16 protein-coding genes are annotated in these 15,096 nt (G+C 34.6%); 14 read left to right on the forward strand and 2 right to left on the reverse strand.

Annotated features, from left to right (window positions below; translation table 11 throughout):
• Positions 1 to 25: 25 nt before the first annotated feature.
• Complete coding sequence (locus ACFO3N_RS20595; protein WP_379800792.1) at positions 26 to 421, reverse strand: hypothetical protein; 396 nt, start codon at positions 419 to 421, stop codon at positions 26 to 28.
• Positions 422 to 662: 241 nt separating this feature from the next.
• Between ACFO3N_RS20595 and ACFO3N_RS20600 the strand changes: the two genes are divergently transcribed.
• Positions 663 to 1,157, forward strand: coding sequence for a DNA-deoxyinosine glycosylase (locus tag ACFO3N_RS20600; RefSeq protein ID WP_379800793.1), 495 nt, complete (start codon positions 663 to 665; stop codon positions 1,155 to 1,157).
• A 12-nt stretch (positions 1,158 to 1,169) separates the two neighbouring features.
• Here the strand turns inward: ACFO3N_RS20600 and ACFO3N_RS20605 are convergent, their stop codons facing one another.
• Complete coding sequence (locus ACFO3N_RS20605; RefSeq protein WP_095930117.1) at positions 1,170 to 1,412, reverse strand: hypothetical protein; 243 nt, start codon at positions 1,410 to 1,412, stop codon at positions 1,170 to 1,172.
• Positions 1,413 to 2,147: 735 nt separating this feature from the next.
• Here ACFO3N_RS20605 and ACFO3N_RS20610 point away from each other — a divergent pair.
• The 13 genes from ACFO3N_RS20610 to ACFO3N_RS20670 all read left to right on the forward strand — a co-directional run bounded on the left by ACFO3N_RS20610 (position 2,148) and on the right by ACFO3N_RS20670 (position 15,093).
• Positions 2,148 to 3,008, forward strand: coding sequence for a helix-turn-helix transcriptional regulator (locus ACFO3N_RS20610; RefSeq protein ID WP_250837614.1), 861 nt, complete (start codon positions 2,148 to 2,150; stop codon positions 3,006 to 3,008).
• 407 nt (positions 3,009 to 3,415) lie between these two features.
• Positions 3,416 to 3,985, forward strand: a complete 570-nt coding sequence (locus ACFO3N_RS20615; protein WP_379800794.1) for a Pvc16 family protein — start codon at positions 3,416 to 3,418, stop codon at positions 3,983 to 3,985.
• On the forward strand, positions 3,982 to 4,815 hold the full coding sequence (locus ACFO3N_RS20620; RefSeq protein ID WP_379800795.1) for a hypothetical protein: 834 nt from the start codon (positions 3,982 to 3,984) through the stop codon (positions 4,813 to 4,815). Before ACFO3N_RS20615 ends, ACFO3N_RS20620 begins: the two co-directional genes overlap by 4 nt.
• Before the next feature lie 36 nt (positions 4,816 to 4,851).
• Positions 4,852 to 6,429 (forward strand): phage tail sheath family protein, encoded by a 1,578-nt coding sequence (locus tag ACFO3N_RS20625; protein ID WP_379800796.1) that lies wholly within the window; start codon positions 4,852 to 4,854, stop codon positions 6,427 to 6,429.
• A gap of 49 nt (positions 6,430 to 6,478) precedes the next feature.
• A complete protein-coding gene (locus ACFO3N_RS20630; protein WP_095930122.1) occupies positions 6,479 to 6,949 on the forward strand; it encodes a phage tail protein in 471 nt (156 codons plus the stop codon).
• On the forward strand, positions 6,936 to 7,406 hold the full coding sequence (locus tag ACFO3N_RS20635) for a phage tail protein (RefSeq protein WP_379800797.1): 471 nt from the start codon (positions 6,936 to 6,938) through the stop codon (positions 7,404 to 7,406). Before ACFO3N_RS20630 ends, ACFO3N_RS20635 begins: the two co-directional genes overlap by 14 nt.
• Before the next feature lie 6 nt (positions 7,407 to 7,412).
• Positions 7,413 to 7,583 (forward strand): DUF5908 family protein, encoded by a 171-nt coding sequence (locus tag ACFO3N_RS20640; RefSeq protein WP_172426911.1) that lies wholly within the window; start codon positions 7,413 to 7,415, stop codon positions 7,581 to 7,583.
• A gap of 112 nt (positions 7,584 to 7,695) precedes the next feature.
• The gene (locus tag ACFO3N_RS20645; RefSeq protein ID WP_379800814.1) at positions 7,696 to 7,854 is read left to right on the forward strand and encodes a DUF5908 family protein; all 159 of its coding nucleotides are present in this window, start codon (positions 7,696 to 7,698) and stop codon (positions 7,852 to 7,854) included.
• 196 nt (positions 7,855 to 8,050) lie between these two features.
• Positions 8,051 to 8,725, forward strand: a complete 675-nt coding sequence (locus tag ACFO3N_RS20650) for a CIS tube protein (protein WP_379800798.1) — start codon at positions 8,051 to 8,053, stop codon at positions 8,723 to 8,725.
• On the forward strand, positions 8,725 to 10,524 hold the full coding sequence (gene vgrG, locus ACFO3N_RS20655) for a type VI secretion system tip protein VgrG (RefSeq protein WP_379800799.1): 1,800 nt from the start codon (positions 8,725 to 8,727) through the stop codon (positions 10,522 to 10,524). The genes ACFO3N_RS20650 and vgrG overlap by 1 nt, the downstream gene beginning before the upstream one ends.
• Positions 10,525 to 10,686: 162 nt before the next feature.
• The gene (locus ACFO3N_RS20660) at positions 10,687 to 10,986 is read left to right on the forward strand and encodes a PAAR domain-containing protein (RefSeq protein ID WP_379800800.1); all 300 of its coding nucleotides are present in this window, start codon (positions 10,687 to 10,689) and stop codon (positions 10,984 to 10,986) included.
• The gene (locus ACFO3N_RS20665) at positions 10,979 to 11,413 is read left to right on the forward strand and encodes a GPW/gp25 family protein (RefSeq protein WP_379800801.1); all 435 of its coding nucleotides are present in this window, start codon (positions 10,979 to 10,981) and stop codon (positions 11,411 to 11,413) included. Before ACFO3N_RS20660 ends, ACFO3N_RS20665 begins: the two co-directional genes overlap by 8 nt.
• Complete coding sequence (locus ACFO3N_RS20670; protein ID WP_379800802.1) at positions 11,410 to 15,093, forward strand: baseplate J/gp47 family protein; 3,684 nt, start codon at positions 11,410 to 11,412, stop codon at positions 15,091 to 15,093. Before ACFO3N_RS20665 ends, ACFO3N_RS20670 begins: the two co-directional genes overlap by 4 nt.
• The last annotated feature ends 3 nt before the right edge of the window (positions 15,094 to 15,096 follow it).

Below are 15,096 nucleotides of genomic sequence, written 5' to 3' on the forward strand. Positions count from 1 at the left end.
CAAACGAATACACATTCAATCCTCCTTAAAAGTCTTTTAACTTTGTGATACTCTCCGGATAAGTGGCGCTTTTTTTAAACGTATAAACTTCTAAAAAATACGAATGTGCTTTGCCATCATTTTCAATTGTAACACCATGATATTTCAATTGATTTTGCAGAAGATCAGACTCAAAATAATTTACAACTTTTTCTTTGGCTGAAAATTCAGAAATTTTAAAATTATCTTTTTCAATTTCGTTGGCATTTTCAAAATCGGCTTCAACATTTTGGGCAATATTGGGATTTGAAAATTTTGCTAATTCTAATTTGTACTTAACATCTTTTACTGTTTCTTGATTTGTTTCTAATTCATCATTGCTACACGACAATAAAAAAAGTGCAACAAAAAAACAGACGGAATACTTACTAATTTTTCTCATAATCATTTACATTGGTTGGTTAATAATTCATTTAAATATGGTAAAAATCCTACAATTATGATTTACGAATATAAAAGAATTATTTATAATATTGCAATATAAATACTACAAAATATGTTAAATAAATATTTTACTACAAATAGAAAGTTTGAAAAAGCTCAGAAATAATTGAATTTTAAAGGATTTTTATCTTGTTTATACTTTATTAAATAATCGGTAATTTTGCAAAAAAAACAAACAAATGCTAAAAAAAGCCCTTCCTCCCTTAATTGACCATTCTACTGTTATTCTAATTATGGGAACTATGGCGGGTGAGCAATCTATTGCCAAGCAACAATATTATGCAAACCGAGGAAATCTTTTCTGGAAAATTTTGTTTGCTATTTTTGAGGAAGAATTTTGCGCCTCTTATGAAGATCGAAAAGCGCTAGTAAAAAAGTATAACATTGGCCTTTGGAATGTTTTACAAAGCTGCAAAAGAGAAGGAAGCAGTGATGCCTCTATTACCGAAGAAACAATTAATGATTTTGAAGGTTTGCATAAACAGTATCCTAATATAAAATATGTCTTTTTTGAAAGCAAAGCCGCTGCAAAGTATTTTTTAAAACATACAGCTCCGCAAGAAGGAATCACTTATATAACCCTGCCTTCAACTAGCGGATTAAATGCAGGTTTAACGAAAGAGGAAAAAATAGCACAATGGAAAACGGTATCCGAAATAGCACTTTCAAAATAGACTAAAAAATAGTTATCTGTTTCTCATAATATAGAACAGTATTTCTTCTTCCAATTCCCTAGAAAGATTTTCAAACTTCATCTTGCGACGATAGTTTTTCTCACTTCTATCCTTATAAAGCTCCGTTTTAGCGGTACTTGCACAGTAAGCATCACATATTACTTTAAATTTTTGATCGAGAATATACAATTCTTTCATGGAATCAAAATACGCTGCAAATTTAACATTGTACAATTCGTCAGGAATAGCGGCCATAGGTCTAGTTGTATTTAAATTAATACTTTATTTTACCTTATAAGTTCATTACATACTCAATTAAAATCAGCTCTATTTCTATCAGTTAGAAAATTGATTTGAAAGAATACTTAAAGTTAAAATGAAAAACTTTAATCTTTATGTTTGAACCTCTTGAAATGGTTTCAGATTATAATCTGAAACCAGAAACAGTAAAATGAACCTTGAACCGTTAAAATGCAACAATGGTAAAATCAGGTGTTTTTTTACATCATGCACCTCTATCCACACCTCATCATCAAGGTTAGAAATTCTGCGATTAGCGACGCATTGTTGCTAATATTAAAAAGATGCTTGTCGCCTTATCAGAAACTTCTATTATAATTGATCTGTATCAAGAATACTTCAGACACTTTTGAAAGGCCTTTTTGCAGATTTTTTGAAACTTAAAGTCATAAAATTGTTAATTAACACAAATAGATACAAAAACACGTAATAGTACTTATAGTAATATTCCTATATATTAAATAAATTTACATCCCTTTAATTTACAAGCCACAAATCATCAAAAGATCTATTCTATTTTATTAAATCAAGTTATTAAATGTTGGTGGGAGATTGGAGTTTATCCATTGATTAAACTCGATCTGATGGTTAGATCCGTTTATAACGACGAAAATGTTATTATCTATTTTTCATTCATATACAGTATTAGAAATTAGTACTGCATACAAAAAGCAATAAACTACCCCAAAAATGCTCGAAAAAAAATCTATAGTAATTGGATGTGACGATGTCACGATACTAACTATGATATTAAATGCTATATCAATAGTATCTGCTTATACGTTTTCTACCGTTTCTGTATCAACAGGATTAGATTTGAAAAATGCGATAAACTCTTTAAATCCTGATTTAGTGATTTTAGGATTCAAACAAAACCAGCTCGTTTTAAATGATACCAATTTCAATTCTGATAAAAGAAATATTCCCATTTTATACTTGACCCAAAATTATGAATGCGAATCATTATGCTGGACAAAACAAAACATTGTTTTTACTTATCCGTACAATCAGATTAAGAATACCGATTTTTTAATTTATCGAATTCAATCTATCTTTCTTCTTAAAAAAACAGAACCGCAAATTAAACCGGCAGCGACGTTTGCAGAAGCCGCTTTTCAGAAAAATAACTCCGATAAATTAAGCCATTATGTAATGGAATTGGATCAAAAGGTTGAAGTGCTTTTAAAAGTAAAAGAACGTATCTCTTATCTCTATCCAAACGTAGACGATGCCACCAGAATTGAACTAATGTCTATTGTAAATTCGATAAAGACAGTCGCGAACGACAATAAACTCTGGGACGATTTTAAAATCTATTTTGAACAATCAAATCCAAATTTTCTTCTGGCTCTTGCCAAAAAACATCCGTCTTTAAGTTCTCGAGATTTAAAATACTGCTGCTATATTAAAATGAATATGAGCAACAATGACATTACCAATCTTCTGGGCATTAATCAAGAAAGTGTTCGAACTCATAAATATCGTCTTAAAAAGAAACTAACGCTTAAAAAAGAAGATGATATTATTTCGTACTTAAGAACAGTTTCGTAAGTTATTTTTTCTCCTTATTTATATCTCTTACAATTGTAATGCTTATTCTATTCTAGCAGTACAAAAAATAGTTTTATGCTATCCATTTTATGATTTTCTTCTTTTGTATTACACTCTTTTAAATTTTCCATAAAACATTTTAATCCGTACTTTTTTTAAAGGTGCCTTTTCCATATTGCTAAAACTTTTCTCTACATTTCAGCCGTTTATACCTCTATTTGAGACAAAGCGTAGACAAAGTTTTTTCTGTCTATATTTTGTCTACAAAAATGCTAAACATCTTTTGTCCCTGTCTATGAAAAGTATATTGCAAAATTCTCGTAGGAATCTAATTGTCAGTTACTTTTACAAATACAAATAGCCAATCGATGCGCTATTGCACTGAATTAATTTAAGAGTTAAATACGATGATACATCAATCGCTTCAATTTACGAATAAATTATTGGGACAGTTTTTAAAAAATCGTTTTGCTTTAACCGAAGACAAAACCGTTGTGAACTATCTTATTGAACCAAGTGGAACTTTACCTAAAGCAAACCAGAACAAAGTCGTTTTATCGCTAATAAATATTGAAAAAGAAACCAATCAGCCTTTTTATATTAGAAACCAGAAATTAGAAAGCGGAAACTATTCTAATTTCAATCCCACAGAAAGATACAACATTGACTTACTGATTAGCAGCAATTTTGATGATTATACCGAATCTTTAAAGTTTTTAGACGCCATAATCGCCTTCTTTCAGATTAATAATTATATCGATGCGTCGTCCTCTTCTTCTATTCCAGATGGCTTAAGCCGATTAGAGTTTGAATACGAAAAAATCTCTTACCATCAAATGCACAGTTTGTGGACAGCAATGGCAGCAAAATATCAGCCTTCTATTATTTATAAAATGAAACTGATAAAAGTTCAGAGTCATGAAATTATGGAGATCATACCTTCTGTAAAAAACACAAACAACACCATTTCCAAATGATACAGAGCAATTACATAAAAACCTTTGTTATTGCGGCCTATCATACTTTTTTTGATAGCGGAAAATGTAATTGTCTTCACTTTGTTCCCAATCATAATACAGATAAGATATTTAAAAAATTTGGTTTTAAAATCAATCCTTTTTCAAACGGATTCGATTTATATTCAAATACAAAATCATCATTATCAGACTTATTCAATTATATAACACAAACCACACAGCAAAACTATTTTGAGTTTGACATAAAATGCTCTAATCCTAATTTTATTCTCTTTACTACATTACCCATTAATTGGATTGGAGCAGTTACTTACTCCAGTCAAGATCCTAAAAATCTCAACAATGAGGGTAAAATAGTCCTTAACCAAACTTTAGAAAATAAACCTGTATCGACTCATTTTGGTCATTTAAAAATTTATTTTGAAGATATATTAAAAGAACAGCCTTCTGGTAATGCTGCGCTTTTTGAAATCAATTTTACTGCACGAGCTACACAATGGCAATACTATTTTATCAATAGAAATGCGGTGCAGTTAAACAATCCTTCGATTACAGAAAAAGAAAACATACAATTTGACGGCCCCAAAAATGTAACCATCCAAACAGGAGAATCGGCATTACTGTTTACTTCAAACAAAACCTATATCACACTCAGCGAAAAGCCTAAATATAAATTTGATTTAATAAGCAATTCATCATCTGCAAATCAAAACAATGCCAAGCCCAAAGTAATTATAAAAGGACTGCCTAATCCAGATGTCTCTAGAATAGGAATAATCGAGAATAGCGACCCAAATCATGTCGCATCGCCAATGTATATCTATTTATAAAAAACTATTAAAAATGAACATTAAAAACTAAAATCAATGAATTTATCTACCATTCAAACTCCTGGTGTTTACATTCAAGAACTAAATGCTTTTCCCAATTCTGTTGTTGGAGTAGCTACAGCTATACCAGCATTTATAGGGTACACACCACAGGCCTCTTACGAAGGAAAATCGTATACGAATGTGCCAGTAAAAATCACATCTTTTGCTGATTTTCAGGCTTTTTTCTGTTTGCCAGATCCACCTGCTCCTGCAAGTCCGTCTAAACAGTACAAACCTGAATACTACTTAGTAGCAGAAAAAAGTCAACCTTTAAAAGGAGACTACATGCTAATTGCAGGAACGTATTACTCGATAGTTCCAGATCCGAACACGGTTTATTATTTATACAATAGCGTAAGGCTTTTTTATGAAAATGGCGGTGGAGATGCTTATATTGTTTCTGTTGGTTCTTATGGACCTGCGTCACAAAAACCATGGACTCCAGGAATTCCAGTTGTAAACCCGAATGTGCAATTGAATGATTTGACGAAGGGTCTTTCTCTATTGCTAAACGAGCAGGAACCAACCATGTATATTTGTCCAGAAGCCACTTTATTGAGCGTAGAAAATAACGGGACACTAATGCAGGCAATGCTTCTTCAGGCTACACAAATGCAAACTGCAATGTGCTTATTTGACATTATTGGTGGTGATGCTCCAGATCCTATTTTGTACACGGAAGACATTACGAACTTCAGAATGAACACCGGTTCTGTTGGATTAAACTACGGAATGGCGTATTATCCGTTTATAGGAACTACGATAATGCAAAATTCTGATATTGACTACACTAATTTATTTGGTGGAGATGTAAAACAACTAGAAGCCGTTCTTAATCCGCCTAGTGCTCCTAATCCAGCCGTCGCAACTATTATTGCCAATATCCAAAATCCATCGAGCACTTTGACTGTAACGCAAAATCACAATGCACTGCTTATTGCAAGTCAGACGTATTCTTTAATGATAAAACACATTGTGGCAGATACTAATATTCTTCCTCCAAGTGGTGCTATGGCAGGCGTTATTACAACGGTAGACAATGCTGTTGGTCCGTGGGAAGCTCCTGCTAATACTTCTATTGTAGGTGCGGCATCATTGCCAATTTCCATTTCTGAAAGTCAGCAAGCCAATTTAAACGTTGATGCCGTTTCGGGTAAATCGATCAATGCTATTAGAACATTTAATGGTTTAGGAATTTTAATCTGGGGATCCAGAACGTTGGACGGAAACAGTCAAGATTGGAGATATATTCCAGTGCGCAGAACTATGATATTCTTAGAGCAATCTTGTAAACTGGCCGCTCAAGCTTATGTTTTCCAGCCTAATGATAAAAATACTTGGGAAGCTGTAATTTCTATGATCAGCAGTTTTCTTAGTTCGATCTGGAAACAAGGAGGTTTACAAGGAGCCAGCGCCTCTGATGCCTTTTCTGTAGCCTGCGGATTGGGTTCTACAATGACAGCAGATGATCTTTTAAATGGTTTCATGAATGTAACGGTAAAAGTTGCAGTTGTTCATCCGGCTGAATTCATTGTCTTGACATTTCAACAGCAAATGGCAACTTCTAGTTAATCAAACAAAAACTCACTTAAGTAAATTTTTAATTTAAATATAAAATAATATGGCAACAGATGACGGAAGCGCACAAGGCGCAACATGGCCCATGCCAAAGTTTAGATTCGAAGTAGATCTTGGAACAGAATTAACCAAAGTAGCTTTTCAGGAAGTTACGGGAATGGATGTCGAAAATCAAATTATAGAATATCGCAAAAGTAACAGTCCGCTTTTTTCTGTGGAGAAAATGCCTGGTATTACCAAATATGGAAACGTAACGATGAAACGCGGCATTTTTGTGAATGATAATACTTTTTGGGATTGGCATCAGCAAGTCGTAATGAATACGATTAAAAGAAGAACCGTTCTCATCAAATTATTGGACGAAAAAGGTGGCGTAACCATGCAATGGACGCTAAACAATGCTTGGCCAACTAAAATTACGAGCACCGATTTGAAGTCTGACGGTAACGAAGTTGCAGTAGACACAATAGAAATTGCACACGAACAACTGATCATTAAAAATGGCGGTAAGTAGCGATTATCCCGTTAGCTTTTATTTTACACTTTCTTTTGCAGGTGTAGATGCGGCTTTCAAAGAGGTATCTGGAATTTCTAAAGAATTAAGCGTAGAAGAAATTGTTTGCGGAGGCGAAAATAGATTTAAATATCGCCTCCCAACCATTTCTAACAGTCAAAACTTAGTGCTTAAAAGAGCTATGGTGCCAGCAGGATCTCAGTTGGTCAATTGGTGTGCCAACTGTATCGATCAAGGATTATCAAACCCAATACAGCCCAAAAATGTGATTTTAAAACTGCTTAATGCTTCGGGCGTAGTCTGCATGCAATGGACGTTTAACAATGCCTATCCAGTAAAATATGCCGTTTCTGACTTAAACTCTCAGGAAAGCAATATTGCGATAGAATCTATTGAGCTGGCCTACACCTATTTTGATATTTCTAAGGATACCAAATTTGATAAACTTTTTACCTAAACCATTATGCCAATCGAAATAAGAGAACTTGTCATTAAAACAGAAATCGTAACAAACAACACTAAAAATTCGGCGCTAACCAAAGAACGAGAAATGTCTATTCTGAGAAAACAGCTGCTGGAAGAATGTAAAAGATTAATTGCAGAAAAAAATCAGGAGAATAGCTATAAGCGTTAAGCCACAGATTAAAGGATTAAAAAGATTAAAAACAAGAAATCTGCAAAATCTGCTTAAATCCATTTTAAAATCTGCGTGAAATAATTCAAACCGCAAATAAAAATGATTAAAAATAAGAGAACTGGTCATTAAAACAGAAATCGTAACCAACAACACTAAAAATTCGGAGCTAACCAAAGAAAGAGAAATATCCATTTTGAGAAAACAGCTGCTGGAAGAATGTAAAAGATTAATTGCAGAAAAAAATCAGGAGAATAGCTATAAACGTTAAGCCACAGATTAGAGGATTAAAAAGATTAAAAACAAGAAATCTGCAAAATCTGCTTAAATCCATTTTAAAATCTGCGTGAAATAATTCGAACCACAAATAAAAATGATTAAAAAAATCCGCACAATCTGCGAGAGAAAACATTTCACAAACAAACTCAACAGGATTTAAAAAAATTTAAACTTAAAGTAAGAAACAAATGGCAAGTTTAGAATTAATGAAAATTACGGGATACACAGACGAGGAATTTCAGAATAAATTCTCCGGAAATCCCTATGCGTTCATGATTAATCCTGACAATATCAAAATACAAAAAAACATCGAATACAACGAACAGCAAGCTCCGGCAACAAGTTCGGCTTCTCAAAAGTACAAAAGCACGCCAAGCGATAAACTGAGTTTTGAAATGGTAATAGACTGTACCGGAATCATAGATGCCAAGCGTACTGATATGTCTAAAGAAATAACCGCTTTAGAAACCATTATTTATACTTACAACGGTAAAATACATCGCCCTAATTTTGTAAAAGTACAATGGGGACAGAATATCACATTCAACGGAGTTCTTGATTCTATTGACATCTCTTACACTCTTTTTAAACCAGACGGAAGTCCGCTTAGAGCCAAGATATCATTATCGTTCAGTCGATATATTTCTCCGAAAACAGTAACCCGAACAGATGCTCCAGAATCTCCAGACCTTACTCATATTGTAAGCGTTTCTGAAGGAATGTCTTTACCGCAATTGTGCCAGAAAATCTGGAATGACGATTCCTTTTATATACAAGTTGCAGAACATAATAAACTCAACAAATTCAGAAACCTCAACGGTATCGACAAATTAATTTTTCCACCCATAATCCCTTCAAACTAATGAGTGCTTCAACAGAAATAAAAAGTGGCGGAATCGCAACATTCGCAGTTAAAGTCAATGGATCGGCAATAGCCGATGAACTTAGCGTACTTTCTATCCATATCGAAAAAAAAGTAAACCGAATTGCATCTGCAAAAATCATAATCCTAGACGGAGAACCTAATACGGGTAAATTTGACGCCAGCTCCTCTTCTACTTTTGTGCCTGGCGCAACAATTAGCATAGAAGCAGGATATGACAACAATAACGCTGTTATTTTCTCTGGTTTAATCATGAGCCAAACCATTCGCATTGATAATTTGGTAGGATCTGCTTTAGAAATTGAATGTCGCGATAATGCCATAAAAATGATTGTAGGCCGAAAAAGTCTCACCTTTTCTAAACAGAAAGACAGTGATATTATATCTTCTATAATTGGAAACTATTCCGGTTTAAGCTCAGATGTTACTGCCACAACTACCGTTTGGCCAGAACAAGTGCAATTTTATGCTACCGATTGGGATTATATTTTGGCTCTTGCCGAGGCAAATGGTTTAATCGTAACCACTTTAAACGGAAAAGTTTCTGTTTTTCCTCCTGATAAAAGCACCACATCTGTGCTTACGGTAACTTATGGCGATAATCTTCTTGAATTTAATGCCAAATTAAATGCTGTGACACAATTAGGAAACGTAGCTGCCAATAGCTGGGATTTTAAAACTCAAGGGGTTATAAACGGTAATGCAGCGCCAAACGTTAGCGGAGCTGGCAATTTGACCACAAAAAAATTATCGGAAGCTATCGGACTCTCGACGTATCAATTACAGACTTCTGCCCCGCTAGAAAGTGCTGATTTAACCAATTGGTCTAAAGCACAAATTATTAAAAGCGAATATGCTAAAATAATGGGCGAAGCCAAGTTTCAAGGAACCAATTTAATTGATCCTGGAAAGTACATGACTTTTGCCGGTATTGGAGATCGTTTTAATGGCGATTATCTCATTGGCGGAGTTGTACATGATTTGTCTCAAGGAAATTGGGTTTCAGAAGTTACACTCGGACTTTCTCCGTTTTGGTTTACCGAAGAACCAGATGTTATGGCACCACCCGCTTCTGGACTTGTTCCTGGTGCAAGGGGTCTTTATAACGCCACAGTAAAAAAGATGGATGAAGATCCCGATTCTCAATACCGAGTTTTAGTCGATGTTCCTTTATTAGACCCAAAAGGCGAAGGAATCTGGGCAAGGCTAACCAATTTCTATTCCACAAACGGAGCTGGAGCTTTCTTTATGCCCGAAGTTGGAGATGAAGTTATTTTGGGTTTTTTAAACGAAGATCCGCGATATCCCATAATACTTGGGAGCGTTTACAGCAGTGCAAACCTAAAGCCTTTTACAGGTTTAAATCCAAATCAGAAAAATTCGGTAAAAGCCATTGTTTCTAAATCGGGAATTTCGGTACAGTTTGATGATGAAAACAAAGTCTGGACTGTTGCAACACCCAACAAAAACACCATCATTATTAGCGATAAAGACAAGAAAATTACGATTCAGGACGAAAACAATAATAGCATCGTAATGTCAAGCAGCGGTATCGATTTATCAAGCCAAAAAAACATTAATATCTCAGCCAATCAAAATGTGACCATCAAAGGAAATGAAGGTGTGAACATACAGTCAAGCGGCGGAGATGTCTCAATAAAAGGTCTCAACATTAAAGAAAATGCAGATATGCAATATAGCGCCCAAGGCGGTCAAATGGCACAAGTCTCAGGAGGAATGCAATTGACGCTAAAAGGTGCAATGGTAATGATTAACTAATGATTAATTATAAATGGTTAATTGTTAATTGATAATTACTGCGATTTAAGCTTTGTCAAAGTTTAAAACTTTGACAAAGCTGTCTACAGCATCGATTAACCAACCAAACTATTGACAATTAAAATTTCACAACTAACAATTCACAACTAACAATTAAAAATTATGCCACCAGCAGCAAGACTTACAGATTTTCATCAATGCCCGATGGTTACTCCGGGAGTGCCACCAATTCCGCATGTGGGAGGACCAATAGTTGGGCCAGGCGCGCCAACAGTTTTAATAGCAGGATTACCAGCGGCCAGAGTTGGCGACATGCTGGTTTGTGTAGGACCTCCAGATTCTATTGTAAAAGGATCTGCAACGGTTATAATATGCGGTATGCCTGCCGCAAGAATGGGAGATTCAACCGCACATGGAGGATCGATTATGCTTGGAGCATTTAATGTCATGATCGGTGGATAATATAGCTCATAATGATACTGCTTTTTTAGGTTCAGGATGGGCATTTCCTGTTTCATTCTCTGCAGACAATCACCAGCTGAATTTGTCTGCAAATGAAACCAACATTAACGAGTCTATCAATGTCATTCTAAACACACGCAAAGGCGAGCGTACACTTGAAGCCGAATTTGGTTCTGGAATACAGCAATTTATGTTTAAAAAAATTGATAGTACGCTTAAAGGCGAAATTATAGAAACGATCAAGTTTGCTTTATTACGATATGAACCCAGAATATTGGTTCAAGACGTTAGAGTCGCATCAACAGATATCGTAAACGGAACAATCGAAATACTGATTACATATATCTATTCTAAAACTAATACAAGACACAATTATGTGTTCCCATTTTATTTAAAAGAAGGAACCAACTTAGATCGAAAAAAATGATTTTAATTGATCAAAATAGCGCTATAAATTCTCTCAACGAAGCACTCGTTCCAAATCCGTATTTAATAGACGGAAGAACCGAGCAGGATTGGCTATACTTTTTGACAGAATTTAGCAAATTGATCAATTTCTATAATGACAGTAATACTATTGAAGGAAACTGGAGTCCGTTTTTGCTGAAAGATCCCGTTTTTCTGATGGCGTACATTTCGAAAACAAATTACAAGAAATTGTTCGCAGATTATAAAAATGCCTGTTTAGAAATTCAACGATTACTTGAAAACAAAAACAGCATATATAATACAAGAGCTTTAAATAACTTATTTGATCGCATTACGGCTATTTATCAAATTATAGAACGCTGGACGCATCATATGCTAAACAACAGCGAAATATACGATCTCAAAACATATATGCTACAAGAAGTAAAAAACAGATTGAGCATAGATTTTTGGGCTATTCAATCTTATAGACAATATCTGCTAAGACTATCTATCGAGAATATAATTATCACTTCAGTCCCTTGGGACGAGTTTAAATCTTTTGATAAGAACATCTGGTATATCAATAAAGATAAAATTCCTTTTTGGCAGGTTTTTGGTTTTGAAAAAGAACATCCTCTTTTGGATGAAATAAGCTCTGTACTACCAACAAGTTTGGGTATTCTAACCAAAATTGGCGATAAATTATTTCAGTTTTTAGAAACTATCATTCATCACGCCGCAAAAGAATTCCAGAAATTAAACCTCAAAAAAGGACATTTTCCAGATACTGTTTTGTTGCGCTCGTTTGTAAATATTCTTAAAATTCAGCAAGATCAATTAAACGGACTTTCTGAGAAGCATCTTGATTTTTATTATAAAAATATCCTGAAACAAACCAAATTGCCAGCAGTTGCAGATCAGGCGTTTTTGTGTGCAACACTAACAAAACCAACATCTGTTTATACTTTGCCTGCGGGAACTTTATTTAATGCAGGATTAGATGCTCAGAAGAGTCCTATTTTATTTGCTTCTAAAAAAAATGTCAATCTAAATCCAGCCACAATTGCAAGTGTTCACAAGCTATCGTATCAGGATAAAAACAATGCGTCTTACAATTTGCAAACCATTGTAAAACCAACCGAGATTCAATTAGATCCAGAAAATAAAGCCATTAGTTGGGAGACTTTTGGCTCAGACGACACTTCTTTAAATCCGTCTTTAATTGGAGTTGCATTTGCTTCACCCATGCTACTTTTGCGTGAAGGAAAAAGAACCCTAACAGTAACATTAGAATTTGATTTTCAGATAGACATAAAAATCCTTCAAGAAGCGAGTTATTTTTTGAGCACACAAAATGATTGGCTACAATTAGATTTAGCTCCGTCCAATTTTACAAACGATGCTGCGAAACAAAACGCCATTATAATTACTATAGATCTTGATCCGAGTGTAGCTGCAATCGAACCATTTCCAGTTAATCCAGACGGACTAAAAAGCGATTGGCCTATGATGAAAATTTTGTTTCAAAATGTTGCTAATCCGCAGAATCCTCCTAAAGTTACTTCGATCACTATTGCCTTAAAAGTAGAAGGAGTTAAAACGTTTCAATTGTATAATGATTATGGAGAATTAAGCACCAAAAATCCCTTCCCTCCTTTTGGACCAATTCCGTTGGTAAATGCCAATTTTATCATCGGAAATAATGAAATCTTGAGCAAACCTTTGGACAGTTTCATGATACAAATAGATTGGGATAAAAGACCGGCTAATTTTGAAATTTATTACAAAGAATATAATGATTATCTGCATCCGCCAAAAAAAGGAGACAATTCGGTTGTAAAAGCGTATCGAATCGCTTTTCCTCGTAAACATCAAAATATTGCGTTCGTTAAAGAATTCTCCAATGCCAATTTTATGGTATGCTTCAACATTATGCAAGACAAATCATGGCAAGGCATGAAAATGACTAAAATTTTGAGAACCAAAAATGACCAAGTTTTCATTCCAACTGATGAAGTTCCGCAACCGGTTAATTTATTTGACACTTTGCCTGTAGTTCCTCCTAATAATGTTCTTAGTACCTCTAACAGTGATTATATATATTCTAAACCCGTTTCGACTAAAACGGATGTCAAAGTGTGGAAGCCCAATCCAAACATACAAAAAGAGCCTTTAAAATATTCTGAAGAAAGCACATCAGGGTTTATAAAAATGACTTTAAACAGTCCGCAATATGGTTTTGGTTCCGAACTGTATGCCAATGTTGTCGCTAGCATTGCCTTGCAAAACGGGTATAAGGTTGCTCACAAACAAGATGATTTTATTCCTGCAGCCAATGTTCCGTTTGTTCCAAAAATACAGACTTTTTCTGCTCAATATGATGCAACCGTAACCTACATTCTTGATGGCACAGCGGGAGATTATCCGTTTCAATATTTTATTTATGCTCCATTTTCAAACTATACCGTTTTTGATAGTGAAACAGCTGACAAAACCGAAACAAATGTATTCAATACCCAAATCATTGGCAGTTCTGAAAGCGATGCCGTAAAAGGTTTCCCACTTTATCCGTCTTTTGACCATAACGGAGCCTTATTTATAGAACTCGATAATTTGATTTGCAATAGCACTTTAAACCTCTATTTTGAATTGGCTAGAAATTCTACTGCGCTTACCGATCAAAATGAGATTATGTATTATTATTTAAGCGATTCGGGCTGGACAAATATAAAACCATTATCGGATCAAACCAGCCAATTTAGATGTTCTGGAATTGTAGAAATTCCGATTCCTGCAGATTGCAATAACAATAGCAGTATCATGCCTGGAAATAAAAACTGGATTTCTATTGCGGCTGTTGGCAACCTTAAATCATTTTCTAAAACCATCTTTATGCAGACCAACGGTTTTAGTGTGCAAAGAACCGGAACGACGTTTCTAACCGATACACAAAGTCCGCAAATTGACGCCAATGTAATTACAAAACCAGAAATTAAGATTCCAGAAATAGGCACTATAATACAGCCTTTTGCTTCTTTTGGAGGAAAAGCTGCCGAAGACAAAACCGATCGAAATAAAAGAGTAAGCAATAGTATAAAAACCAAAAATAGAGCCAGCACAGCATCCGATTATTATACGCTCATTGCCGAAAAGTTTGATTCCGTCTATTACTCAAAAGTAGTGATTGACGAAAGCAATAATAGCACGAATGTTTATTTGGTAAAAAAAATAGGATCAGATAGCGATTCAAATGCCTTTACACCTTTGGTAACAAATGCTCTCGAAATTGAGGTGCAAAAGTTTTTAAGCGCCAATTCATCGCCATTTACCCAACTGAAAGTTTCCAATTTTGATCTGGAATACGTTACCATTAACATCAATATTCAAGTCGATCCAAACTACCAGATCACCTTGGTAACAAAGAATGTAAATCTTGCTTTAAAAAAGTATTTATCGCCTTGGATTACGAACTGTACTTCTGAAATAGAAATTGGGAAACCGCTTATAGATGCCAAAGTGAAAACCTTTGTTCAAAATATAAAAGGAGTTCTTACGGTAGAGAAAGTAACTTTTTCGAGCTATAACATTGATCCGGTTACGGGCTTGCAAACTGTTTTAAAAAGCGAAGAGGAAAACTTAATGCCAAACGATTCAATGACACTTTTAGTTTCGGCACCCTATCATAATATTACATAACCA

Source organism: Flavobacterium chungangensis, from assembly GCF_042654045.1.
In the GTDB taxonomy this organism is placed as follows: Bacteria; Bacteroidota; Bacteroidia; order Flavobacteriales; family Flavobacteriaceae; genus Flavobacterium; species Flavobacterium chungangensis.

Excerpts from the sequence above, each read along its gene's own strand:
- ACFO3N_RS20595 (WP_379800792.1), bottom strand. The coding sequence starts at position 421 with ATGAGAAAAATTAGTAAGTATTCCGTCTGTTTTTTTGTTGCACTTTTT.
- ACFO3N_RS20600 (WP_379800793.1), top strand. The coding sequence starts at position 663 with ATGCTAAAAAAAGCCCTTCCTCCCTTAATTGACCATTCTACTGTTATT.
- ACFO3N_RS20605 (WP_095930117.1), bottom strand. The coding sequence starts at position 1,412 with ATGGCCGCTATTCCTGACGAATTGTACAATGTTAAATTTGCAGCGTAT.
- ACFO3N_RS20610 (WP_250837614.1), top strand. The coding sequence starts at position 2,148 with ATGCTCGAAAAAAAATCTATAGTAATTGGATGTGACGATGTCACGATA.
- ACFO3N_RS20615 (WP_379800794.1), top strand. The coding sequence starts at position 3,416 with ATGATACATCAATCGCTTCAATTTACGAATAAATTATTGGGACAGTTT.
- ACFO3N_RS20620 (WP_379800795.1), top strand. The coding sequence starts at position 3,982 with ATGATACAGAGCAATTACATAAAAACCTTTGTTATTGCGGCCTATCAT.
- ACFO3N_RS20625 (WP_379800796.1), top strand. The coding sequence starts at position 4,852 with ATGAATTTATCTACCATTCAAACTCCTGGTGTTTACATTCAAGAACTA.
- ACFO3N_RS20630 (WP_095930122.1), top strand. The coding sequence starts at position 6,479 with ATGGCAACAGATGACGGAAGCGCACAAGGCGCAACATGGCCCATGCCA.
- ACFO3N_RS20635 (WP_379800797.1), top strand. The coding sequence starts at position 6,936 with ATGGCGGTAAGTAGCGATTATCCCGTTAGCTTTTATTTTACACTTTCT.
- ACFO3N_RS20640 (WP_172426911.1), top strand. The coding sequence starts at position 7,413 with ATGCCAATCGAAATAAGAGAACTTGTCATTAAAACAGAAATCGTAACA.
- ACFO3N_RS20650 (WP_379800798.1), top strand. The coding sequence starts at position 8,051 with ATGGCAAGTTTAGAATTAATGAAAATTACGGGATACACAGACGAGGAA.
- vgrG (WP_379800799.1), top strand. The coding sequence starts at position 8,725 with ATGAGTGCTTCAACAGAAATAAAAAGTGGCGGAATCGCAACATTCGCA.
- ACFO3N_RS20660 (WP_379800800.1), top strand. The coding sequence starts at position 10,687 with ATGCCACCAGCAGCAAGACTTACAGATTTTCATCAATGCCCGATGGTT.
- ACFO3N_RS20670 (WP_379800802.1), top strand. The coding sequence starts at position 11,410 with ATGATTTTAATTGATCAAAATAGCGCTATAAATTCTCTCAACGAAGCA.